The organism is Palleniella intestinalis, assembly GCF_013166595.1.
GTDB lineage: Bacteria > Bacteroidota > Bacteroidia > Bacteroidales > Bacteroidaceae > Prevotella > Prevotella intestinalis.
The window spans coordinates 387,125-410,436 of sequence record NZ_JABKKG010000002.1; the positions used below are offsets into that span (position 1 = coordinate 387,125).

19 protein-coding genes are annotated in these 23,312 nt (G+C 48.2%); 6 read left to right on the forward strand and 13 right to left on the reverse strand.

What is annotated here, in order from left to right:
- Positions 1-532 precede the first annotated feature (532 nt).
- From HPS57_RS04135 to HPS57_RS04160, 6 genes are all read left to right on the forward strand, one after another.
- Complete coding sequence (locus tag HPS57_RS04135) at positions 533-1,573, forward strand: LacI family DNA-binding transcriptional regulator (protein WP_172180412.1); 1,041 nt, start codon at positions 533-535, stop codon at positions 1,571-1,573.
- Positions 1,574-1,652: 79 nt separating this feature from the next.
- Positions 1,653-2,960 (forward strand): SLC45 family MFS transporter, encoded by a 1,308-nt coding sequence (locus tag HPS57_RS04140; protein ID WP_172180415.1) that lies wholly within the window; start codon positions 1,653-1,655, stop codon positions 2,958-2,960.
- A 304-nt stretch (positions 2,961-3,264) separates the two neighbouring features.
- Positions 3,265-5,949, forward strand: coding sequence for a 4-alpha-glucanotransferase (locus HPS57_RS04145; protein ID WP_172180418.1), 2,685 nt, complete (start codon positions 3,265-3,267; stop codon positions 5,947-5,949).
- A gap of 433 nt (positions 5,950-6,382) precedes the next feature.
- On the forward strand, positions 6,383-8,521 hold the full coding sequence (locus tag HPS57_RS04150; RefSeq protein WP_172180420.1) for a glycoside hydrolase family 97 protein: 2,139 nt from the start codon (positions 6,383-6,385) through the stop codon (positions 8,519-8,521).
- Between the two features lie 24 nt (positions 8,522-8,545).
- Complete coding sequence (gene pulA / locus HPS57_RS04155; RefSeq protein ID WP_172180423.1) at positions 8,546-10,504, forward strand: type I pullulanase; 1,959 nt, start codon at positions 8,546-8,548, stop codon at positions 10,502-10,504.
- Positions 10,505-10,524: 20 nt separating this feature from the next.
- Entirely contained in the window at positions 10,525-12,432 is a 1,908-nt protein-coding gene (locus HPS57_RS04160) for an alpha-amylase family glycosyl hydrolase (RefSeq protein WP_172180425.1), read from the forward strand.
- 191 nt (positions 12,433-12,623) lie between these two features.
- Here HPS57_RS04160 and HPS57_RS04165 read toward each other — a convergent pair whose 3' ends face one another.
- The 13 genes from HPS57_RS04165 to HPS57_RS04225 all read right to left on the reverse strand — a co-directional run bounded on the left by HPS57_RS04165 (position 12,624) and on the right by HPS57_RS04225 (position 23,259).
- Positions 12,624-12,845 (reverse strand): DUF3791 domain-containing protein, encoded by a 222-nt coding sequence (locus HPS57_RS04165; protein WP_253946451.1) that lies wholly within the window; start codon positions 12,843-12,845, stop codon positions 12,624-12,626.
- A gap of 3 nt (positions 12,846-12,848) precedes the next feature.
- Entirely contained in the window at positions 12,849-13,325 is a 477-nt protein-coding gene (locus HPS57_RS04170; RefSeq protein ID WP_172180428.1) for a DUF3990 domain-containing protein, read from the reverse strand.
- Complete coding sequence (locus HPS57_RS04175; protein ID WP_172180431.1) at positions 13,319-13,537, reverse strand: DUF3791 domain-containing protein; 219 nt, start codon at positions 13,535-13,537, stop codon at positions 13,319-13,321. Before HPS57_RS04175 ends, HPS57_RS04170 begins: the two co-directional genes overlap by 7 nt.
- Positions 13,538-13,892: 355 nt before the next feature.
- Entirely contained in the window at positions 13,893-14,126 is a 234-nt protein-coding gene (locus HPS57_RS04180; RefSeq protein ID WP_172180433.1) for a DUF2442 domain-containing protein, read from the reverse strand.
- 348 nt (positions 14,127-14,474) lie between these two features.
- Positions 14,475-14,834, reverse strand: a complete 360-nt coding sequence (locus tag HPS57_RS04185) for a hypothetical protein (RefSeq protein ID WP_172180436.1) — start codon at positions 14,832-14,834, stop codon at positions 14,475-14,477.
- Between the two features lie 25 nt (positions 14,835-14,859).
- Entirely contained in the window at positions 14,860-16,449 is a 1,590-nt protein-coding gene (locus HPS57_RS04190) for an alpha-N-arabinofuranosidase (RefSeq protein ID WP_172180438.1), read from the reverse strand.
- Between the two features lie 726 nt (positions 16,450-17,175).
- Positions 17,176-17,628, reverse strand: coding sequence for an FMN-binding protein (locus HPS57_RS04195; RefSeq protein ID WP_253946452.1), 453 nt, complete (start codon positions 17,626-17,628; stop codon positions 17,176-17,178).
- 28 nt (positions 17,629-17,656) lie between these two features.
- Complete coding sequence (locus tag HPS57_RS04200; RefSeq protein ID WP_253946453.1) at positions 17,657-18,724, reverse strand: type I asparaginase; 1,068 nt, start codon at positions 18,722-18,724, stop codon at positions 17,657-17,659.
- A 438-nt stretch (positions 18,725-19,162) separates the two neighbouring features.
- Positions 19,163-19,756, reverse strand: a complete 594-nt coding sequence (locus HPS57_RS04205) for a hypothetical protein (protein ID WP_172180440.1) — start codon at positions 19,754-19,756, stop codon at positions 19,163-19,165.
- Positions 19,757-19,784: 28 nt separating this feature from the next.
- Positions 19,785-20,267 (reverse strand): RNA polymerase sigma factor, encoded by a 483-nt coding sequence (locus HPS57_RS04210; RefSeq protein WP_172180443.1) that lies wholly within the window; start codon positions 20,265-20,267, stop codon positions 19,785-19,787.
- A gap of 168 nt (positions 20,268-20,435) precedes the next feature.
- Entirely contained in the window at positions 20,436-21,107 is a 672-nt protein-coding gene (locus HPS57_RS04215; protein WP_172180446.1) for a vitamin B12 dependent-methionine synthase activation domain-containing protein, read from the reverse strand.
- Between the two features lie 226 nt (positions 21,108-21,333).
- Complete coding sequence (hemW, locus tag HPS57_RS04220) at positions 21,334-22,521, reverse strand: radical SAM family heme chaperone HemW (protein ID WP_172180449.1); 1,188 nt, start codon at positions 22,519-22,521, stop codon at positions 21,334-21,336.
- Positions 22,522-23,259 (reverse strand): peptidylprolyl isomerase, encoded by a 738-nt coding sequence (locus HPS57_RS04225; RefSeq protein ID WP_172180452.1) that lies wholly within the window; start codon positions 23,257-23,259, stop codon positions 22,522-22,524.
- Positions 23,260-23,312: the final 53 nt, after the last annotated feature.

Genomic DNA, 23,312 nt, shown 5'->3' on the forward strand with positions numbered 1-23,312 from the left:
CTCTTTCTGTCTTAAAAACAGCCCATTGGGCAGTGATTTCAGGTTCACGATGCAAAAGTAGATGTTTTTTCCATTTCTTTAAGGTTTTTTCTTCACCTTTCGAACACTTTTGCAGGATTAACGGTTGCGCAGCTTCTAAACTTGTTTTTATTAAGTTAATGCCATAACTCTTCAGTTTAATAGATAACTTTGCACTCAACAAAACTCAACAGGACTAAAACCTTCTTGTTGGAGCAACCTATAACCACCTAACCTGAGCGGACACTCTCCTGATGAACAACGTGTACATTATAATAATGCCCACGTTACCGGTGGACATGACAACAATTAAGGAAATGTGAGACACGAAACGCAAAATGTTTCGCGAAATTCTTGCAAATGCCAAGAATTTTTCCGAATTTTGTAACAGAGTCACACCTGCACGACACCGTGTCCTGCGACTCCCTCCCACCGTCATGCTTGCGAACAGCGAGAATAACGACTTTTTATCTAATTAAAACAACTATCCTGCCAACAGGCGAAAGAAACGCAAATGAAAGAAAATACACAACTCACGATGAAGGATATCGCCAAGCAGTTCGGCGTATCGGTAACGACTGTGTCACGTGCCTTGAAGGATTTTCCGAGGATAAGCCTTGCAAAGCGCCGGGCTATCCAGCAATATGCGAAGGAGCATGGCTTCACGCCTAACGCCATCGCCGTATCATTACACAACAGCAGGATTAAGCCAATGAAAGTCATCGGAGTGATTCTCCCGGAGTTCGTCCATTACTACTTCTCCTCTGTCCTCGCAGGAATAGAGGAGATGGCAAGCCGTCACGGCTACAGGATTATGGCGGCACAGAGCATGGAGGAGTATGAGCGCGAAGTGCGGATATGCCAGTCCTTCCTTGAAAACAAAGTGTGCGGAATCATCGTCTCACAAGCCAAGAACACAAAGCAGTACGACCATTTCCAGCGGCTGATTGACAAAGGCATCCCACTTGTGTTCTACGACCGCATCTGCACCGGAATAAACGCCAACCGAGTGGTTGTCGACGACTATTGCGGAGCATTCAATGCCGTGAGCTACCTCATCGAAACAGGCTGCCGGCGCATAGCCTTCTTCGGTTCGGCGATGACACTTGAAATCTCAAAGAACCGTTTCAACGGCTATAAGGATGCACTGCTGAAATACGGGATGGAAATGGACAAGAATCTTGTGCACATCTGCGACAATCGCACCGATGCGGAGCAAATTACCCCCCCCATTTTGTTTTCTGACAATCCGCCCGACGGCTTCTTTGCCGTCAACGACGACACAGCCATCGGCATCCTTTATGCAGCCAAGAGAATGGGACTGCGCGTGCCCGAGGATGTGGCCATCTGCGGGTTCACCAACGGCCAGCGCGCAAAGGCATGCGACCCTATGCTCACCACCGTTGACCAGCATGGACAGAAAGTCGGTGAGGAAGCGGCGTCAATCATCATAGGCAAAGCGGAAAAGACCATCCCTTACGAGAAAGTGGAGAAGAGGATTGTCAGGACAAAACTCATCATCCGCGGCACAACAAGACAGCCGGAAAAGGAATGAACCCGGCAGCGGAAAACCGCAGAAAAACTACCTGAAAAATAATTACCCAAAACCAATAACTAAAATAAATGATTATAAAATGAAAACAAGACCTGATTTGTCATTCAGCAAATTATGGAATCTGAGCTTCGGATTCTTCGGAGTGCAGATTGCCTATGCCCTTCAGAGTGCGAACATTTCGCGCATATTCGCCACTCTCGGGGCTGACCCGCATTCTTTGAGTTACTTCTGGATACTGCCGCCGTTGATGGGCATTGTCGTGCAACCGATAGTCGGAACGTTGAGCGATAAGACATGGTGCCGCTTCGGGCGCCGCATCCCCTACCTCTTCATCGGTGCTGCCGTGGCAGTGCTTGTCATGTGCCTCCTCCCTAACGCGGGTTCTTTCGGGCTGGCGGTAAGCACCGCCATGTGCTTCGGACTCTGCTCGCTGATGCTCCTCGACACAAGCATCAACATGGCGATGCAGCCTTTCAAGATGCTTGTGGGCGACATGGTCAACGAGAAGCAGAAGACTTTGGCGTACTCCATCCAGAGCTTCCTCTGCAACGCCGGCTCACTTGTGGGCTACCTGTTCCCGTTCATCTTCACAATCATCGGCATAAGCAACATTGCCGAAAAGGGTGTTGTGCCTGACTCGGTGATATATTCTTTCTACATCGGTGCCACCATACTGATACTTTGTGTCATCTACACCACCGTGAAAGTCAAGGAGATGCCGCCAAAGGAATATGCCGAATACCACGGTCTTGACAAACCTTTGGAGGATGAGAAGGTAAACTATCTCACGCTCCTCAAGAACGCTCCGTCGGCTTTCTGGACAATAGGACTGGTGCAATTCTTCTGCTGGGCGGCATTCATGTACATGTGGACATACACCAACGGTGCTATCGCCGAGACTTGCTGGAACACAACTGACGTAACGTCATGCCACTATCAGGAGGCAGGCAACTGGGTGGGCGTGCTTTTCGCCGTGCAGGCTATAGGCAGCGTCGTGTGGGCTATGGTACTGCCGATGATACGCAACCGCAAGGTGGCTTACTCCCTCAGCCTTGTCCTTGGCGGCATAGGCTTCTGCCTCGTGCCGTTCATCCATGACCAGCACGTGCTGTTTGTGGCATATTTCCTTATCGGATGTGCATGGGCGGCAATACTTGCCATGCCTTTCACATTGGTGACAAACGCCCTCGAGGGTTACGGCCACTTGGGTGTCTACCTCGGACTGTTCAACGGAACGATATGCGTGCCGCAGATTATAGCCGCTGCATTGGGCGGCGTACTGCTTGAACTTGTCGGCAGCGCACAGTGCAACATGCTCTTCGTGGCAGGAGTGCTGCTGATGATTGGTGCTGCATGTGTGTTCATCATAAAGGAGAAAAACAAATAACATAGGAAAAGAAGAACAACAAAGAGCCACACTTTGGCAAGCTGACCGCAAAGGCATCATCAGTGCTTTGTAACCATATAGTTTTCAGTAACTTACAAATCGCATTACAAAAGGTAACGATTTACACTGCAAAAGGTAACACTTTGCATGGTAAAAGGTAACACTTTACAAGATGAAAAGTAACCTTTCGTTTTTTGAAAGATTACTGTCTGTTTTATCACTTGCATAAGCACGATAAACTGACATGGAAACAATGGCTTGCAAACTGTGGTTTCACAACATAGATTAAATTAAACCAATCATTATGAATATAGAGTTAAGATTGTCATACAAGACAAAATACGGAGAGACACCGGTGGTCAACATTACCGGCTCCAACAAGAGAGAGATTGTCGGCAAGTATGCGATGGCCACACAGGATGGGTATAATTGGGCATGCAAATTGGACATGCCGCTGTCGCAGGGGGACTCTTTCGAGTACCATTACGCTATCATCTGCAACGATAAGGTTATGCGCACGGAATGGCTTGTGACGCCTCACCGCCTTGACTTGGCGGCAAATGCCGGCAGTTACCGTGTGGAGGATTCATGGATTGACATGCCCGAGGACGCTCATCTGTACAGTTCCGCATTCACCGATGCCGTTGCAGGACAGCAGGTTACGGCATGTCCGCCGGTGGATTTCAAGAAAGCATTATGCCTGAAAGTGCGCGCTCCGCAGCTTGGAAAAGGGCAGCGGCTTGCGCTGATTGGCAGCAATCAGGCACTTGGTGCATGGGACATAGGCAAGACAGTGCCCATGACGGAACATTCTGCAAACGAGTGGGTTGCATGGATTGACGCTTCCGACTACACCGGCAAAGAGATGGAATTCAAGTTTGTGGCACTCTCCGATGAGAAGGACGCCACGCCTATGTGGGAGACATGCTTCAACCGCACACTGTTTGTGCCGGCGATTGAGGACGGTTGCGCACTTGTGCAGAGCCTTTCGCAGACAGCCATGCCTGTTTGTCCGTGGCGAGGAGCAGGCACAGTCATCCCTGTGTTCTCCCTCCGTTCCGAGGGCAGCTTCGGTGTAGGTGACTTCGGCGACCTCAAGATGCTTGTCGACTGGGCTGCCAAGACACACCAGAGCATCATACAGGTGCTTCCTATAAACGACACGACAATCACACATACATGGCAGGACTCTTATCCGTACAACAGTATAAGTATCTTTGCGCTGCATCCGCAGTACACCGACCTTCGCCAGCTGCCAAGCCTTGGCGACGCAAAGCGTCAGAAGCACTATGACGAACTTGCGAAAGAACTTAACGCACTGCCACAGATTGACTATGAGCGTGTCAACGATGCGAAGATAAATTTCCTCAAAGAACTGTTTGCTGAAACAAGCAAAAAGGTGCTGAAAAGCAAGGAGTTTGACACATTCTTTGAAGCAAACAAGGACTGGCTTGTGCCTTACGCAGCGTTCTGCCACTTCAGGGACATGTACGGAACGGCACAGTTCAATGAATGGCCTGACCACCGCAGCCTGTCGGACGAAGAACGCAGGGAGTTTGCAAACCCTGCGACAAGGATGTATGCGGAGGTCTCTTTCTGGTACTTTGTACAGTTCAACCTCGACAAGCAGATGCGCGCGGCACATGAATATGCACGTGCGAAAGGCGTAATCCTCAAGGGCGACATCCCTATCGGAATAAGCCGCGAGAGCGTTGAGGCATGGGTGGAACCAAAATATTTCAACCTCAACGGACAAGCGGGTGCTCCACCGGATGCTTTCTCGACAAACGGACAGAACTGGGGCTTCCCTACTTACAACTGGGAAGAGATGATGAAGGACGGCTGCTCATGGTGGGTGCGGCGCTTCAGCAAGATGGCGCAATACTTCGATGCTTACCGCATCGACCACGTTCTCGGATTCTTCCGTATATGGGAGATACCTGCAAATGCCGTGCATGGCCTGCTCGGACAGTTCTCTCCGTCACTCGGCATGACACGCGAAGAGATAGAAAGCTACGGACTTTGGTTTCAGGAAGACCTGTTCACAAAGCCTTTCATCACCGATTGGGTGCTTGACCGTATGTTCAATGAGCATGCCGGAGAGGTGAAAGAGTTGTATCTCAACCGTTGCGGTGACAGATATGAGATGAAGCCGGAATACGACACACAGCGCAAAGTGGAGGCTGCTTTCCGTGGAAAGACCGACGAGAAGGACATCTGGCTTCGTGACGGACTGTATGCTTTGATAAGCGATGTGCTCTTCCTGCGCGACCATAAGGATGCCAACCTTTATCATCCGCGCATCGCAGTACAGACTGACTTCATCTATGAGTCACTGTGGGATTGCGACAAGGCTGCTTTCAACCGCCTGTATAATGACTATTTCTATCGCAGGAACAATGATTTCTGGTATCATGAGGCAATGAAGAAACTGCCGAAACTCACTCAGGCGACCCGTATGCTGGTGTGCGCCGAGGACCTCGGAATGGTGCCGGAATGTGTCGCTCCTGTCATGAACGAACTGAAAATCCTAAGCCTGGAGATTCAGTCCATGCCTAAAGACCCGGCTGTGGAGTTCGGCTACCTGGAAAGAAATCCATACCGCTCTGTCTGCACCATATCCACTCATGACATGTCCACACTGAGACAGTGGTGGGATGAGGACACGGAACGCGCGCAGAAGTTCTACAACACAATGCTCCAACATGGCGGTTGCGCGCCTCATCCGCTACCGGGCTGGCTGGCAAACGACATCGTGACACGCCACCTTCACTCTCCTTCGATGCTCTGCCTGCTGTCATTGCATGACTGGCTCGCCACCGATGAGGGATTGCGTCTTGCCGATGCGGATGCCGAACGCATCAACATTCCGGCTAATCCGCGCCACTATTGGCGTTACCGCATGCACCTCACGCTGGAGCAACTTATGGCTGCCGAGGAGTTTAACAACAGCATCTCGTCACTCATAATGGAAAGCGGAAGACAGTAAACATATTGTTTGGCTTTTAAGTTACATTGTAAATTAATTTACACTCAAACAACAAGTTTTAGTAAAAATACAGCTTAAATACAAAGTAATTTACAATATTTACTTATAAGCAAATATGACTGTTCTTTAATAAAGATGCAACATGGATTGCGCAGACAAATGTGGCAGAGCCACAATCCTTATGGTAATCCCTGGCTTCAGCCATGGGGCTTACAAAAAAAGGTTTCAGTTGTGTGGCAGAGCCACAATCCTTTATGCTTGAAAGACACTCTGCAACAATAAAAGAGTGTGGTTCCACCACACAACATATATCAGAGATTCCAACACCCCATGGCTAAAGCCAGGGATTACCATAAGGGCTGTGGCTCCGCCACATTTGCTCGCGAAACATGAAAAGAAAGTAAATTTATCACATTAATAATATACAACAATCATGAAACATAAAAGCATATTATTGGCGTTGTTGGCATCGCCGCTTATGGCAATAGCACAGACTGTGACATCGCCTGACGGCAATGTGGTGGTGAAATTCTCACTTGCCGACGGTGGAAAACCAACGTATGAAATGACTTACAAGGCTAAGGATGTGGTGAAACCAAGCGGTCTCGGTCTGGAACTTGTGAAGAGCAAGCATGCAAGCAAGGGCATGAAGGAGACTGATCTCATGGATGGCTTTAAGGTAAAAGACACAAAAACATCTTCATTCGATGAGACTTGGACTCCTGTGTGGGGCGAGACACGCACCATAAGGAACAACTACAACGAGCTGGCTGTCACACTCACACAGCCTGCAACACAGCGCGAAATCCTCATACGCTTCCGTGTCTATGACTATGGTATGGGACTTCGCTATGAGTTCCCACAGCAGAATGAGTTGAATTACTTCATCATCAAGGAGGAACATACTCAGTTTGCAATGGCAGGAGACCACACTGCGTATTGGATTCCGGGTGATTATGACACTCAGGAATATGAGTATCAGATAACAAAAATGTCAGAAATCGGCAAGGTGTTCGACAAGGTTTATGAGCGTTATGCCGACAACTCGTCTACCACAACGTTCTCAAAGACAGGTGTGCAGACATCACTCCAGTTGAAATCCGCTGACGGTCTGTACATCAATATCCATGAGGCAGCTTGCCTGAACTACCCTACCATGCATCTCAACCTTGACCCTCAGACAATGACTTTCGAGTCATGGCTCACACCGGATGCCACAGGTATGAAGGGTTACATACAGACACCGTTCAACACTCCGTGGCGCACGGTGCTTGTGAGTGACGACGCACGCGACATGCTTTCATGCAAACTCACACTGAATCTCAATGAGCCTTGCAAGATTGAGGATACATCTTGGATTCATCCTACAAAGTATTGTGGCGTTTGGTGGAACATGATTGTAGGTGCGAAGTCATGGAGCTATACCAATGATTATCCTTCAGTGAAGCTCGGAATCACCGACTATGCTAAGTGCAAGCCTAACGGCACGCATGGTGCTACGAACGAGGAGGTGCGCCGATACATCGACTTCGCAGCGAAGAATGGTCTCGACCAGGTGCTTGTCGAGGGATGGAACGAAGGCTGGGAGGACTGGTTCGGTCATCAGAAACTTGACGTGTTTGACTTTGTTACGCCATATCCTGACTTTGACATCAAGGCTCTTAACGAGTACGCTCATTCAAAAGGCGTGAAACTTATGATGCACCACGAGACAAGCAGCTCGGTCATCAACTATGAGCGTCACCTTGAAGATGCGTTCAAACTTATGAACAAATATGGCTATGACGCTGTCAAGACGGGTTATGTCGGTGACATCATCCCACGTGGCGAGTATCACTACAGCCAGCTTATCAACAACCATTATCAACGTGTCGTTGAGGAGGCTGCAAAGCATCATATAATGGTTAACGCACATGAGGCATCACGTCCGACAGGCCTCTGTCGCACTTGGCCTAACCTTGTAGGCAACGAGAGCGCACGAGGCACAGAGTATGAGGCATTTGGCGGTAGCGTTCCGTACCACACAGTGATGCTTCCGTTCACACGTTTGCAGGGCGGTCCGATGGACTATACTCCGGGAATCTTCGAGACACAGCTGTCTTCATGGAGCAACAACAAGAGTTTTGTCCACACCACTCTTTGCGGTCAGCTCTCTCTTTACCTTGTGATGTACAGTCCTTTGCAGATGGCTGCCGACCTTCCTGAGCACTACGAGAAGTACGATGACGCATTCCAGTTCATTCGCGATGTGCCATGTGATTGGGATGACTCACGGTATCTTGAGGCTGAACCGGCACAGTACATCACCGTGGCACGCAAGGAGAAGGGCAAGGACAACTGGTTTGTGGGCGGCAAGACAAACGCTGACGCACGCACAGCTGTCGTGAAACTCGACTTCCTTGACAAGGGACGCAAGTACGAATGCACACTGTACAAGGATGCGGAGAATGCCGATTACGAGAAGAATCCTAAGGCTTACACCATCACACGCCGTACTGTAAAGAAGGGTGATGTCATAAAAGTGAAGGAAGCACGTGGCGGCGGATTCGCCATGAGCATAATGGCAAAATAAGCGTTTATCATAAAAGACAAAGAAATGGAAGCAAAAAAAATATTTCTTTCCTGTGCCATTGCGGCAATGAGCTATAACGTTTCCAATGCGCAGCAGTTTGATGAAATGGTCTATTCGCCACAGTCTACGACCTTCAAGCTCTTCGCTCCCAACGATGCGAAGGACGTAAAGGTGCGCCTTTATGGTAAAGGTCATGGCGGAAAGGCTGTCAAGACCGTAAAGATGAAGCGCACCGGCGACTGCCAATGGACAGCCGTCGTGCCGGGAGACCATAAGAACAAGTTCTACACTTTTGACACCGGACGTGGTGAATCGGCAGGAATCTTTGCGCGTGCCGTCGGTGTGAATGGCAAAAGGGGGGCTATCATCGACCTTAACGACACAGACCCGGCAGACTGGGAGAACGATGTCCGCCCTGTGATTAAATCGCCTGTAGACCTTGTTATATATGAGATGCACCACAGGGATTTCTCCATTGCACGCAACATCAATATCGATGCCGGCACTCCAAACGACATAAAAGTGAAAAGGGCTGCCACGGAATATCCCGGCAAGTTCCTTGCTCTCACGGAGGATTGGAGCATAAACTACCTGAAATCCCTCGGAGTCAACGCCATACATATCCTTCCTTCGTTCGACTATGCTTCTGTGGACGAGACAAAACTCGACACACCTCAGTACAATTGGGGATATGACCCGGTGAACTATAATGTGCCTGACGGCTCTTATTCCACTGACCCGTACAATCCTCATGTGCGCATCCTTGAGTTCAAGAAGATGGTGCAGGCACTTCACAAAGCGGGCATCAGAGTCATTCTTGATGTGGTCTACAACCATACTTTCGACATCGACGGAAGCAACTTCCAGCACACTTATCCGGATTATTTCTATCGCAAGACTGCCGACGGAAAGTACTCTGACGGTTCAGGTTGTGGCAACGAGACTGCCAGCGAGCGTGAGATGATGCGCCGTTTCATTGTCGAGAGTGTGAAATATTGGATTGAGGAGTACCACATTGACGGCTTCCGCTTCGACCTTATGGGCATCCATGACATCGAGACAATGAACCTTGTGCGTGCCACTGTGAACGAGATTGACCCGACAATCTTCATCTATGGCGAGGGCTGGAGTGCCGGAACGTGCGCTTATCCGCAGGACAAGCTTGGCATGAAGGCAAACATCGGTATGATGCCGGGTATCGCAGCCTTCAGCGATGAGATGCGCGACGCACTCCGCGGCCCGTTCAGTGATGATACGAAAGGTCAGTTCCTTGCCGGCATTGCAGGAGGGGAAGAGAGCATAAAGTTCGGCATTGCGGGAGCCGTGGAGCATCCTCAGGTTGACTGTGCAAAGGTAAACTATTCCAAGAAGCCATGGGCTTTGGAGCCTTCACAGATGATCAGCTACGTAAGTTGCCATGACGACATGTGCCTTGTCGACCGTTTGCGTGCAAGCATCCCTGACATAAAGGACGATGAACTCATACGCCTTGACCTTCTTGCACAGACGGCTGTGTTCACATCGCAAGGCGTTCCGTTCATTCTCTGTGGAGAAGAGATGCTCCGCAACAAGCAGGGGGTGCACAACAGCTATAACTCTCCGGACTCCATCAACCGTCTAAACTGGAACAACCCGATACGTTACAGCAATGTCCTCGACTACTACAGCAAGCTCATTTCCTTGCGCCAAAACCACCCGGCTTTCCGTCTTGGCAGTGCCGACCTTGTGCGCAAGCATCTTGAGTTCCTGCCTTCACAGGACGCACTCGTGGCTTTCCGCCTGAAGAACTATGCAGGACGCGACGACTGGCGCAACATCATCGTGGTGCTCAACGCCAATCGTGAGGCGCGCAATGTGGACATTCCGGAGGGCAAATACACAGTTGTCTGCCGTGACGGAAAGATTGATGAGAACGGATTGGGCACTGTAAACGGCACGAAAGTGACAGTTGCGCCACAATCTGCGCTGATAATACATGATTAAAACATAATAACATAAGCAACATGAAACGAATATTATTCCTTGCAGCACTTGTGTTACAGACATTTGCAATGAAAGCAGCGACAGCGAAAATCGACAGGATTGAACCAGCAAACTGGTATGCCGGACTGAAGAATCCGTCACTCCAGCTTATGGTCTACGGCAAAGACATCGCTACGGCTGATGTCAAAGTGGATTATCCCGGTGTAAAGATTGACAGCCTTGTGCGCCTTGACAGCCCGAACTATCTTCTTGTTTACCTCAATGTCGGTGGCGCACAGCCGGGCACAATGACACTGAACATCTCTGGAAAGAAGGTGAAATACGAACTGAAACAGCGTGAGATGAGCGGTGACAAGCGTAAAGGCTTCACCAATGCCGATGTCCTTTACATGCTCATGCCTGACCGTTTCGCATCGGCACTGGCACCTACAAAGAAGAAGAATGCCACAATCCCGATGAAGACAAAGTACACCGTAGACCGCACAAAACCTTCGTTGCGCCACGGTGGAAACATCGAAGGCATACGCCGGCATCTTGACTATTTCACAGAACTGGGCGTGACAGCACTCTGGTTCACACCTGTTCTTGAAAACGACTCTCCTGACAACAATGGCAACAGCACTTACCACGGCTATGCCACAACAGACTATTACCGAGTAGACCCACGCTTTGGAAGCAATGAGGAATACCGCCGGCTGATTGATGAGGCACACACAAAGGGGCTGAAGGTGGTGATGGACATGATTTTCAACCACTGCGGATATGACCACCCATGGGTTTCCGACATTCCTTCAAAGGACTGGTTCAACAAGCCTGAATGGCTTAAGTCGGTCAAAGAAGGAGAGACTCCGGACGCTGCGGCAGCAAAAAGCGCGCAATATCTTCAGACAAGCTACAAGCTGACTCCTGTGCTCGACCCTTATGCAAGCAAGGTTGACATGAGCGAGACTGTCGACGGTTGGTTCGTACCGACAATGCCTGACCTCAACCAGCGTAACAGCCATGTCATGAAGTATCTCATCCAAAACAGTGTTTGGTGGATAGAGACAGTGGGAATCGACGGCATCCGCATGGACACTTATCCTTATGCCGACGCAGAGGCTATGGCTTCATGGATGAAGGAACTAAACAGCGAGTACCCTAACTTCAATGTTGTGGGCGAGACATGGGTGACAGAACCGGCCTACACCGCTGCATGGCAGAAGGATTCCAAGGTAGCAAAGGTGAACAGCAACCTCAAATCCGTAATGGACTTCAGCTTCTTCGAGAAGATAAACATGGCAAAGAACGAGGATACTGACGCATGGTGGAACGGCCTGAACCGCATCTACAACAGCTTCGTTTATGACTACCTCTACCCTAACCCGTCAAGTGTCATGGCGTTTATCGAGAACCACGACACCGACCGTTTCCTTGGAGAAGGGTGCGACACAGTGGCATTGAAGCAGGCTCTCGCCTTGCTTCTGACCGTCAACCGCACACCACAGCTGTACTACGGCACAGAAATTCTCATGAACGGCACAAAGTCCGTGACCGACGGCAATGTGCGCAAGGACTTCCCGGGAGGATTTGAAGGCGACACTCGCAATGCTTTCACTGCCGAAGGACGCACAAAACAGGAGAACGCAATGTTCAACTGGCTCAGCCGTCTCTTGCATTGGCGTCAGGGCAACGATGTCATCATCAAAGGCAAACAGACGCAGTTCATCCCATTCAACGGCATCTATGTCATAGCAAGAACCCACAACGGACGCACCGTTATGACAATCCTCAACGGCACACGCAAGCCAGCCACAATGCCGGTAAAGCGTTATTCCGAAGTGATTGGTAATGCCCAAAAGGTGAAAGATGTGCTCACAGGACGCTACTACAACCTGTCCGCCGACCTTGAGCTTCGTCCGCGCCAAGCCCTTGTGCTTGAATGGTAAAGACATTTTCCCATGAACCTATTGGGAAAACGCCATGAACCATCCCTCTTTTTGAACTGAACAACACTGAGAAATATAGCACCGAGGCTGTGTCACCTTAAGTATTGTGATACAGCCTCGGTGCTTTTTCTATATGCCAAAATAAGTCAAACATATTGTGATGCATGAATATTGCCACACATCAGATGTTCCTACGACTTATTGCTTAATTTATCCATGCGGATTATCTCCTCTGCCAAATACAAGTCACTGCGACAATAAAGCTCTGCAATGCCTTTGTCTATCAAGTCAAAGAGTGGAGAATTATAAAACATATTCATCGCATCCCCATAAGAAATGCCGACTTTGACAGACAATAGTTCTATAATCCTTGCATACTTCATATCCAATGTCAAACGGTCAGTTTTACTCATTGCCTATATATTTAGTTTTCTACAGTCCGACAATCTAAGGCATAAATCAATAGCCTTCCGTGTAATGAAACATATTTGATGATTTGGTTTGTGATAAACCAACTGCTGAAGAGCTTGTTCCAATGTATATATCCCTGTCATAAAGAAATCTACAGTCCGATATACTTTATCATTTGCCACACCACCTTCTATAATATCAAACTGTTCATATTCCGTTCCTCCTTTACGGCAACTGCAAACGAAACGCAACCATTCTTCATCGTAGCTGTCAAAAGTCTTTATCCGCAAATTTGAACATGGAGTATAGTCAAAAGTATGCAAATAGGCATCATGTCCAAGTGCAACAAACCGTTCCCCATATTTTATAGCCTGTTCCTTCAATCGGGTTGTATAAAATCCTCTGCCAAAATCAAGGTTTCCACGAGAATGAACAGTATCAGGAATATTCAACTGAACGTCGGATGTATGATAAACTAACATATATCCTGCCCTTTCCTTTTCATTATTTCAATAATATCCTGCGCAACATATTCAAGGCTGAAAGTATGAAGCACATCATAACATTTTACCAAATAGTCATCAATTACCCCTGCAGCGTTTATCCGATTGTATATACATGACGAAGAAACTCCCAACATTAAAGAGAGCGTCCCTATCACTGCCGTTATATATTCTACATGTTCCTGCCTCATAGACTATTGGTTTTGAGTTTTTAATGCCACAAAATTACACTTTTTTGGAGATAAAACCAAATGTTTCGCACACTTTTTTGGAGATAAAAACACGCAACCTCTACACTTTTCCGGAGATAAATTCATGGTTTTAACACACTTTTCCGGAGATAAGGCACAACTGTTTGCATAAAAATCCGACTGACACTTCGGGATAAATGTCAGCCGGATTGAATATTCTCAGCCTTTGATTACTAAGGAAAAGTTACTTCACCTTCAGCACTATGATATGTCTATATTCATTGGAACAATTAAAATGCAGCAAATTATGCAAAGGAAATCCTATGCTATGTTGCCAAAGCCTAATGCTCTTCACTTACATATCCGTACCGTGTTCAAACAAATATTCAGGTGCGATGTCAGCACCATTTGCCCAAAAAACAGTACCGTCCACACCATAGCGTTCAAACTCTTTTGTGTCTTTCAGTTCCTCGTAAGCCGGAAAAGCCAGCAAAGGGGTTAAGTCGACTTTCTTTTTCTTGTCGTTGTTGAATGTGCAAAGCAGCGTGTAGCCACCGGTGTATTCTGCTGATGTAACTTGTAATATCATGATGTATCGTTTTTATCGTTTGACTTTCTCTATCTTCTCGCCACGTTGCGCCTTATCCCACAACTCCATAAGTTGCGCCTCGTTTTCATCCATGTATTCGTTAATAATCTTTATTGTCTTGGTTGAACCTTTGCCTTCAACAATATGGTAGTGATTGCAAAGCCATCTCCATTATAATTTCCAAAGATAAAATTCATCATCCTCAAATAAGCAAGAACATCTATACACGACAAAGCAGTAACACCTGCAATGTGTGTTACTGCTTCGTCGTGTTATATTTAGTAATCAATACTACAAACATCATTCATCGCAATTTGTAACAAATTGCCGTAAGCAAAATAACTCATACTATTCAAAGTTGTAGTATCTGACTCTAAAATTGGCAAGATTATCAAATAGCTCACGAATATCCAAACCCATATATTTTGAGTCCTTGATTTCTCTACCCTCAAAAACTTTTCTTCCTGGATAGTTATCTTTGTCAATAGTATATGACGATATTTCTATTACCTCTTTGACAAACCCATTATAACAACCAAGAATATGTGTCGCAGCATCTGCCTTATCGTCTGAGATTGGCCAATATTTCCGTGTGCACTCTTTGATTGTTTCACGATATAACGGATGTGTTGTATCTTTGCTTAGCATTGCTTCGTATGACTGCTTGATATTTACAAATATCAGTTTGTCCGCAGGATCAATTCTCATAATATCGTATTTTAACAACCACAAACTACTTCACAGTCAACACAACGATAGACTTCTCAGGCATTTTGACAGTCAGTTTGCCGTTCTTGAGCTTCACATCCTTGAATGCCGCAGGCTTCACACGCTCCGGATTGTCAAAGTCGTTGTAGTCACCGATGTTCTTGCAAGCAAGGATGCGTGCTTCCACCTTTGAAGCTTTAGCACCGTCAAGGTTGATGGCAACCTCACGCTTCTTGTCAAGATTCACATTGGCAAGGGCAATAACGATGCTGCCGTCAGCAGTCTTCGCAGCAGAAACACTCATCTCCTGCAAGTTGCGATAGCCTTTCTCGTTGCTTTCGTCCATGTCCTTGTTCATGTCGTGACGCACCTTCATCACACCACAATTCATGTCGGAAGGAAGATATGTAGCTTCCTGGAACGGCTTGTACATCTCGAAAACATGGTAGGTAGGTGTGAGAACCATGTGCCCCTTGCCCTTTGTGTCGGTGAGAATCATTGACTGTAGCACGTTAACCACTTGCGCGATGTTAGCCATGCGCACACGGTCGGTGTACTTGTGGAACACGTTAAGTGTGAGCGCTGCAACGAAAGCGTCACGCATGGCATTCTGCTGGAAGAGGTGTCCGCTGACAGTGCCCGGCTCTTCATCCCACCATGTGCCCCACTCATCGACAAGGAGACCTATCTTCTTTTTCGGGTCTTTTTCGTCCATAATAGCACAATGCTTCTTTATGACATCCTCGATTTCAAGGCATTTGCCAAGCGTCCAATAGTACTGGTCATTGTCAAACTTTGTCGCAGAGCCTTTGCTTCCGTTCCATCCTGAGACTGTGTAGTAGTGGAGTGACAAACCGTCCATCCTCTGTCCCACATTGTTCATGAGCACCTTTGTCCACTTGTAGTCATAGTCGCTTGCTCCGGAGGCTATCTTGTAGAGCTTGTTACCGTCATAGTTGCGGCAATAAACGGAATAGCGACGATAAAGGTCACTATAGTATTCCGGACGCATGTTGCCACCGCAGCCCCAGCTCTCGTTGCCAACTCCGAGATATTTCACCTTCCAAGCCTTGTCGCGACCGTTCTGACGGCGCAGCTTAGCCATAGGAGTGTCGCCGTCACTCGTCATGTATTCCACCCATTTCGCAAGTTCCTCGACAGTGCCGCTGCCCACGTTTCCGCTGATGTAAGGCTCACATCCGAGCTTCTCGCAAAGGTTCAGGAACTCATGAGTGCCGAAGGAATTGTCCTCGATTGTGCCACCCCAGTTGTTGTTCTGCATCTTCGGACGTTGGCTTTTCGGTCCGATTCCGTCCATCCAATGGTACTCATCGGCAAAGCAGCCGCCCGGCCAGCGCAGCACAGGCACACTGAGATTCTTCAGCGCATTAAGCACATCCGTGCGGTAACCGTCCTCGTTCGGGATTTCCGATCCCTCGCCTACCCACAGGCCGCCATAGATGCATGTGCCGAGATGTTCCGCAAACTGTCCGTAAATCTCCTTATGGATTTTCTCCTTTCCCTGTCCGGCATGTACGGTTACTGTGACATCCTGCGCCGCTGCAGGGGAGAGAAAAGCAGCAAACATCATTGCTGTGATTACTTGTTTCTTCATTTTCTGTATAGTTAAGTGTTATTTGTTTAGAATCTGCTATCAAAGTGCAAATTTACACAATATATTTGAGAAACACCACTTTTGGTGGCAAAAAAAATCAGTTTTCCTGCCCTATCACCATGTTTTCCCACCTTTTCTGTCACATAATTGGGCAGCAAATGCGAGATTATCACTGAATTTTATGCACACGAAAATATTGCATGAGTTTTCTAATGCTCTATTTATCATAACGGGAAAAATATGCGTTCTTCATGCGAAAAATCATGCTTGACAATGCCAAAGGTAACACTTCGCGCTGCCAATAGTTACCTTTTGCAATGGAAATGATAACGTTTTGCAGTGGAAATAATAATGATTTACACACCAAACGGTAACGAAATGCTGTGTTTTTTGTATAGAAAAACACAGCAAAATAATATAACATACTAATTTACAGAACAATAGCAAATAAACGAATTTTTCACGATTTTACAACTTTTCCTTTTCAAAAAATCTACAGACGATTCTCAGAGGGCAAAAACAGCGTGAGTTTTCTAATTTTATGCCTTATCCGAAGACTGCGCAAGAGTGACAACCCGAACCGGCAGCCATACAAAAAAAGAATCTCCACAGCCGATAAAAACTTCTCTTCGCTATGGAGATTCTTGTCCATTTTGTCATATTCCGGCACGTAAACCGCGCTATTGCCATTACGGCAAGAGCGACTTTCAGCAACCGGGAAAGTCATTATTTGTTCTTCTCATAATAGTCCAGCGCAGCCTTTATGTTCTTCTGCACTGCCGTAAAGCTCCTTGTCGCGCCTGTGCAGCCGTCGACTTGCTGCTTCTCGGCGAGCTTCCTTGCCTTGCTGACCTTCAGATTCTCGTAGAGTGGCAGCAGGTTTTTCTTTATCCGTGCGAAATAGGAGACTGTCTCCATGTTCTTCAACGCCATCACTTTCTTTACCTCATTGTTCTTGATACGCACCTCCAACGGAGTGCCTTTGCGATGCCCGCGGGCGTTACAGATGGTCGTTGTGCGCACGACATAAGTGCCGTCGGCATTCTTTGTCATCACCTCGTCGGCGGAAACCGTTACGGAGCACAGCAGAAAAGCCACTCCACACAGTGCCAACATCTTGCTTCTTGTGGCGGAAACCATGCGGGAAGCCATGGTGTTCAGCATGCCGGTCTTCATCATAATCCTAATAATTAATATGTATAGTGCATCAAATCGTTATCTCTCCTGCCAGGCTTCGGCACATGTGCGAGCGCACAACGGCAGGGTCGGAGTGGCGGGCGGTGAGGTGCATGAGCTTTGTCACGGCGGCTTCTATCGTTGAATCGTAGCCGGAAAGCACACCGCTCTGCTGCAGGTGGTAACCGGCATCGTAACGCCCCATCTCCACTCGTCCTGCCATACATTGTGAGATGTTCACCACAGTGATACCGCGCTCGGTCACTTCCCTTAGGATGTTCGTAAGCCATGGACGCTGCGGAGCATTGCCGGAGCCATAGCTGCGCATGACAATGCCTTTCAAATCGGGGATGCTCAGCAGATGACTGACAATGTTCTCCTGTATTCCGGGGAATATGGAGAACACGATGACATTGGGATTCATGTCAAAATGCGGACGGACAGGCTGCGAGAAGTCCGGCGTAAGAATATGGTGGCACGCGAAACGGAAGTTCACTCCGGCATCGCAGAGGTGCGGATAGTTGAACGACTCGAAGGCATTGAACTGGTCGGCGTTCTGCTTCGTGCTGCGGTTTCCGCGCAGGAGATGTCCGCTGAAATAGATGCAGACTTCCGGAATCGGCGACACTCCCTCGGCAGTGGCTATGGACGCAAGCTCAAGACTTGTGATAAGATTCTCCTTTCCGTCAGTGCGCAACTGCCCTATCGGCAGCTGTGAGCCGGTGAGAATGACCGGTTTGGTGAGGTTCTGGAGCATGAACGACAGTGCGGAAGCTGTGTATGCCATGGTGTCCGTGCCATGGAGGATGACAAAACCGTCATACTTGTCGTACCTTTCCGAGATGATGCGTACGATGTCTGACCATGGCGTGATGTCCATGTCACTGGAGTCTATCGGCGTGGCAAACTGGTAAATGTCCACCGAAGCCTCTATCTGCTCCAGCTCCGGCAGGTCGTTCAGCAGATGAGTGAAATCCAACGGCTCCAAAGCGCCTGTCTTGGGATTGTGTCCCATGCCTATTGTGCCGCCGGTGTACACGAGAAGTACACGTCCTGTACGCTTGAGTGAGCTATGCAGTGTCATTGCCATTTCTTCCATTTTATTCAGTTTTTCAGAGCCGTCCCACAGCTGTCAGCGCAGTGGATTGTGCTAAATTCCCCACCATGAAAAGCTCTATTTGACTGCAAAATTAACTTATTTTTTTTGAAAAACGAAAGATTATCATGTATTTTTGGATGTTGGAAAGAAAAATAAGTGTCATGTCATTGCGCCTTATTTTGCGCTGATTGTCAGCACGCTACATGCTCATAACGTACGACTTTGCCCTGTCAAAGAGGATTAATGGCAAAAAGAAAGCAAACAATCGGATACGCTTGCAAAACGATATGGCAAAAAAACAGCGGCAGACGCACACCGACTGCACCGCAAAGGGCACTCATCGGGCACATCTGCCGCCATAATCAAACGGCAATTCACTGTTTTCCCATGCCTTCGGAGGATTGTTTTCCCCGGCTCAAAGGTGTGGAGGCAGGGGCGTTATGCCTGCTCCGTAAGTTCGTCTATCTGGCTTATGACATCATTGACGTTGCGCATCATCTTGAGGAACATCCTCAACCCAACGAAAAAGCCAATGACTCCGCCCACTCCGGCACCGACAAGGAAAGCGTACTTCTCATCCTTTTCCGCCGCACCGTTAAGGACTTCAAGGGTGAGCCACGTACACCACAGTATCAGCATTGGCACGCTGACAAAGAAATACCTTATCTCACGCTTCTTGAATCGCACCAGACGGCGGCTCTCTTCGATAAGGTTGCCGGACATGATGTTGTCGGAACTGACAAGTTTCTTGTTGCAATAGACAAACACAAGGCAGCATAACAGCAGCACTTCCGTCGCAATGACAAACAAGGTTGACAGTGGGAAGAGCACCAAAAAGTCAAAGGCTATCAGTGCCATAGCCAAGATTCCCATGATGCCGACCTTATAAAGATAGCGTTCCACATCGTTGACACGTGTGCTCATGGTCTTGCGCATCAGGCGTTCGTTGGTGATTTCCTCCTTGGAAAGCTTGTTTTTCAGAATCTCAACCTGAGATTTCAACTCCTCAAATCCTTCTATATTCTTATCCATATTTATTGCTCCTGTAGTTTTGTTGTTATCAATCATTGTTGTTCATTTTCTTCAGTTCTTCCTTGATTCTCACCAGACGCACCGACACATTCTTTACGGAAATGCCGACAACGGCTGCGATTTCGTCGTATGGCATACCTTCCAGCCACAGCATTACTATGGCGCGGTCGAATGGTTTCAGCCTGTGGATGCGGTCATGAAGCATCTTTATCTGGCGCGAATCCTCATCGTGCGTGTCGTAAAGGTTGATGTCCATCGAAAGGTGCACTGACTTGTTGCGCTTCCGTTTCCTGTCGGCAGAGATGCAGGTGTTAAAGCTCACACGCCATATCCATGTGCTTACCTTGCTCTCTTCGCGGAAGTTCCCCATGCCTTTCCACAGGTTTATGAGGACTTCCTGAAACAAGTCGTCCGCCTCATCGGCATTCTTCGCGAACATGTAGCACACGGAGTAGATAGCGCTTTTGTTACTCTCCACAATGTCTGCAAACAGTCGTTCATTCTTTTCCATATATCATTTGTTTTTTTGATTGTTCTGCCCATTAGACGCAGAATAGCACTGTAAAACTACAAAACAGTAGCAAAAAATATTTCTTTTTGTATAAAAAAACGGCACAGTGAGACCACCAATGCCGTTTAATGTTTTCTATTCTGATAAAGAGTTTCCATACATTCTCCCTCACCGCTTCTTGCGTTTGTAGCAGTTTTCGTAGTTGCATAGTCCGCAGGTGTATGGCAGATAGCGCACGTTCTTGCCAAGACCGATGACACCGCTGACGGACTTTATCGGCATCATCAAGGATGATTCCGTAAGGGAAACTCCGCATGTCTCGCCTTTGAAGAGTGGGAACAGCTTCTGCTGTTCCATGACATGCCAGCCGCAATAGCCGGGAGAGAAGCGGTTTGTCCTGTGCCAGCCGAGCTTGTCTATCTGCGCCTGCAGCACCTCTTCCATCTTGTCAGCACAGCGTTCGACAAGGGCACTGCCGATGGAGTGCGCAAGATAAGCGCGGAACATGTCCTCACCCATGCCGTCGGAAGCATCTTCTTCCGGTTTCATGAAGCGTTCCATGAACTCCTGATACTCCTCGCCTGCCGTGCAGATGAAGAAACAATATGCCTCCGCCCTCTCCAACTGGCGGCTTATGATCCTGCCGACATCAAAGCCTTCGAAGTCGCGCGTCACAAAGAAAGACATCCTCGGACGCAGCCAACGGCGTATATCGGCAAGCATGGCGTCAACTTCCGCCACGACATCTGTGTCTGGCCGGTTGTCACCATATCCCATAAGGTCATAGATTTCCTTGACATTCAGGTCAAGGTCGTTGTATGTCAGTTCTTTCGTTGTCATTGCTTTATGAAAATGATTGTCATTCGTAAATAAGGCGAGGCCGGTATTTGCTGCTATTCTTCTAAGTACCTGTTGAAAATTAATTTATACTAAGACTCAGTTATTTTTTAGTCGTTTTGTGTGCGGAATCGAAGGAGCAATGCGGGCATTGTGACTGAGTGACAAGCACGAAACGGCAAAAAAGAACAAGTTTTAGTACAAACACAACTTTAATATAAAGTAATTTTCAATAGGTACTTATCAATATAAGGTCGCTCATGATGTCGTCCGAGACGAAAATCCCTGACTCTGTAAGATGCAGTCTGCCGTCATCCATTGCCAAAGTGCCGTTGTTCAGATGCCGTTCCGATTGCAAAAGCAAGTATTCTCGCTGCTCATCCGGCAGGCAATCGAGAGGGATTCCGCCGCTTGTGCGCAATGCTGTGGTGATGATGTCGTTATAGCGCATTGTGGAATCTATGTCCTCACAGTCTCCGCCTATACCGTTTTCCGTCGGCACTTCGTCATGTATGAGGCGAAGATATTGCTTCACATCACTGACATTCCACCACCTACGACGCCCGTTATACGAATGGGCAGCTGCGCCAAGTCCGAGATACGGCACTTGGTTCCAATAGGATGAATTGTGCCGGGACAGACGGGAGGGCAGGCAAAAGTTGCTTATCTCATAATGCATGTATCCATTTTCCTTCAGCCGCCGGACAAGAGTCTCATACATTTTCCTTGACAACTCCTCATCGATTTCCGTCACTTTCCCTTGCTCCAGCATACGGAACAACGGCGTATCTTCCTCGTACATCAGCGAATAAGCGGAGATATGCTCCGGGCGCAAAGCAACGGCGGCGTCGATATCCCTCTCCCACTCCGCCAATGTTTCTGACGGGAAACCGAACATAAGGTCTATGCTGATGTTGTCAATGCCATTCTTCCGCAACAGAGTGACAGCCTCTTCAACCTGTCGGGAAGTATGGCGGCGGCAGAGCCAACGCAGCCTTTCATCGCTGAATGTCTGTGCTCCCATACTGACACGGTTGATTGGAGAACGCCCAATCCATTCGGCAAGCTCCGGCGTGATGTCGTCCGGATTGCACTCCATTGTCCATTCCTCCACGCAACTCGTGTCCGTACGCTCACGAATGCCATTGACAAGGTTGTCCAACAGTGGCGTTCCGAGTGAGGAAGGAGTGCCACCGCCAAAATAGATAGTGGAGAAACGCTCATTTTCCGTGAGCGTTCCACCACTCCGGTGCCGTGAGCAAGGGAACAAACCGCTGTCCTTGTACGTGCGGTTGTCAAGCTCCTGCAGCACGGCACGCACATAGTCCTCCTGCAGATTCAGTCCCGTAGTGGAATAGAATCCGCAGTATATGCACCTTGAAGCACAGAACGGAATATGTAGATAAAGCCCTGCCAATTACTCAAGAACAGTGACTTTCATAACAATGTCATCAACAGGACGGTCGCCGGGCTGTGTGGCTGTCTGCTGAATCATCTCCACAACGTCAAGTCCTTCTGTCACTTCACCGAACACTGTGTACTGGCCATCGAGATGCGGAGTACCTCCGACAGTGGAATAAATCTGCTTCTGCTCCTCTGTAAGTCCACCGACACCCTGCTCCTTCGCAATCTTTTCAGTCTCAGCAATGAGCTTTTCCTGCAACTCCATCAGACCGGTTTGGTCGCGGTTCTTGCGCATCTGCAGAATCTCTGCACGATGTCCGGCAACGAGTTTGTTGAAAATGCCCTGCTGTGCCTGCATCTCCAACTGCTTTGAAAGCTGTCCGAGCTGCCCTTCTTTGTAGACATCTCCCCAGACAATATAGAACTGGCTGCCTGAACTTCTGCGCTCCGGATTGACCTCATCGCCCTGACGAGCAGCAGCAAGTGCACCTCTCTTATGGTACATTCCCGGCTGTATTTCCGCCTCAATGGTGTAATCCGGGCCTCCCGTGCCATAGTGCGCGCCCGGTGTAGGGTTCTTTGAATCCGGGTCACCGCCCTGAATCATGAAGTTCTTTATCACACGATGAAAGATTGTTCCGTCATAATACCCTTCCTTGGCGAGCTTCAGGAAGTTGTCACGATGCAACGGTGTCTCGTCGTACAGGCGCACAATGATGTCGCCAAGCGTTGTTGAAATCTTTACGTTCATATTTGTTTTTATTGTGTTATTCTGTTATTCTTGTTCGTCTTAATCCTATAATC

Coding starts and splice junctions, on each gene's coding strand:
- HPS57_RS04135 (WP_172180412.1), top strand. CDS start 533: ATGAAAGAAAATACACAACTCACGATGAAGGATATCGCCAAGCAGTTC.
- HPS57_RS04150 (WP_172180420.1), top strand. CDS start 6,383: ATGAAACATAAAAGCATATTATTGGCGTTGTTGGCATCGCCGCTTATG.
- HPS57_RS04170 (WP_172180428.1), bottom strand. CDS start 13,325: ATGTTAGTTTATCATACATCCGACGTTCAGTTGAATATTCCTGATACT.
- HPS57_RS04210 (WP_172180443.1), bottom strand. CDS start 20,267: ATGGAAAAGAATGAACGACTGTTTGCAGACATTGTGGAGAGTAACAAA.
- HPS57_RS04225 (WP_172180452.1), bottom strand. CDS start 23,259: ATGAACGTAAAGATTTCAACAACGCTTGGCGACATCATTGTGCGCCTG.
- HPS57_RS04160 (WP_172180425.1), top strand. CDS start 10,525: ATGAAACGAATATTATTCCTTGCAGCACTTGTGTTACAGACATTTGCA.
- HPS57_RS04165 (WP_253946451.1), bottom strand. CDS start 12,845: ATGAGTAAAACTGACCGTTTGACATTGGATATGAAGTATGCAAGGATT.
- HPS57_RS04140 (WP_172180415.1), top strand. CDS start 1,653: ATGAAAACAAGACCTGATTTGTCATTCAGCAAATTATGGAATCTGAGC.
- HPS57_RS04195 (WP_253946452.1), bottom strand. CDS start 17,628: ATGATGAAGACCGGCATGCTGAACACCATGGCTTCCCGCATGGTTTCC.
- HPS57_RS04205 (WP_172180440.1), bottom strand. CDS start 19,756: ATGGATAAGAATATAGAAGGATTTGAGGAGTTGAAATCTCAGGTTGAG.
- HPS57_RS04215 (WP_172180446.1), bottom strand. CDS start 21,107: ATGACAACGAAAGAACTGACATACAACGACCTTGACCTGAATGTCAAG.
- HPS57_RS04145 (WP_172180418.1), top strand. CDS start 3,265: ATGAATATAGAGTTAAGATTGTCATACAAGACAAAATACGGAGAGACA.
- HPS57_RS04185 (WP_172180436.1), bottom strand. CDS start 14,834: ATGAGAATTGATCCTGCGGACAAACTGATATTTGTAAATATCAAGCAG.
- HPS57_RS04180 (WP_172180433.1), bottom strand. CDS start 14,126: ATGATATTACAAGTTACATCAGCAGAATACACCGGTGGCTACACGCTG.
- HPS57_RS04175 (WP_172180431.1), bottom strand. CDS start 13,537: ATGAGGCAGGAACATGTAGAATATATAACGGCAGTGATAGGGACGCTC.
- pulA (WP_172180423.1), top strand. CDS start 8,546: ATGGAAGCAAAAAAAATATTTCTTTCCTGTGCCATTGCGGCAATGAGC.
- HPS57_RS04190 (WP_172180438.1), bottom strand. CDS start 16,449: ATGAAGAAACAAGTAATCACAGCAATGATGTTTGCTGCTTTTCTCTCC.
- HPS57_RS04200 (WP_253946453.1), bottom strand. CDS start 18,724: ATGGAAGAAATGGCAATGACACTGCATAGCTCACTCAAGCGTACAGGA.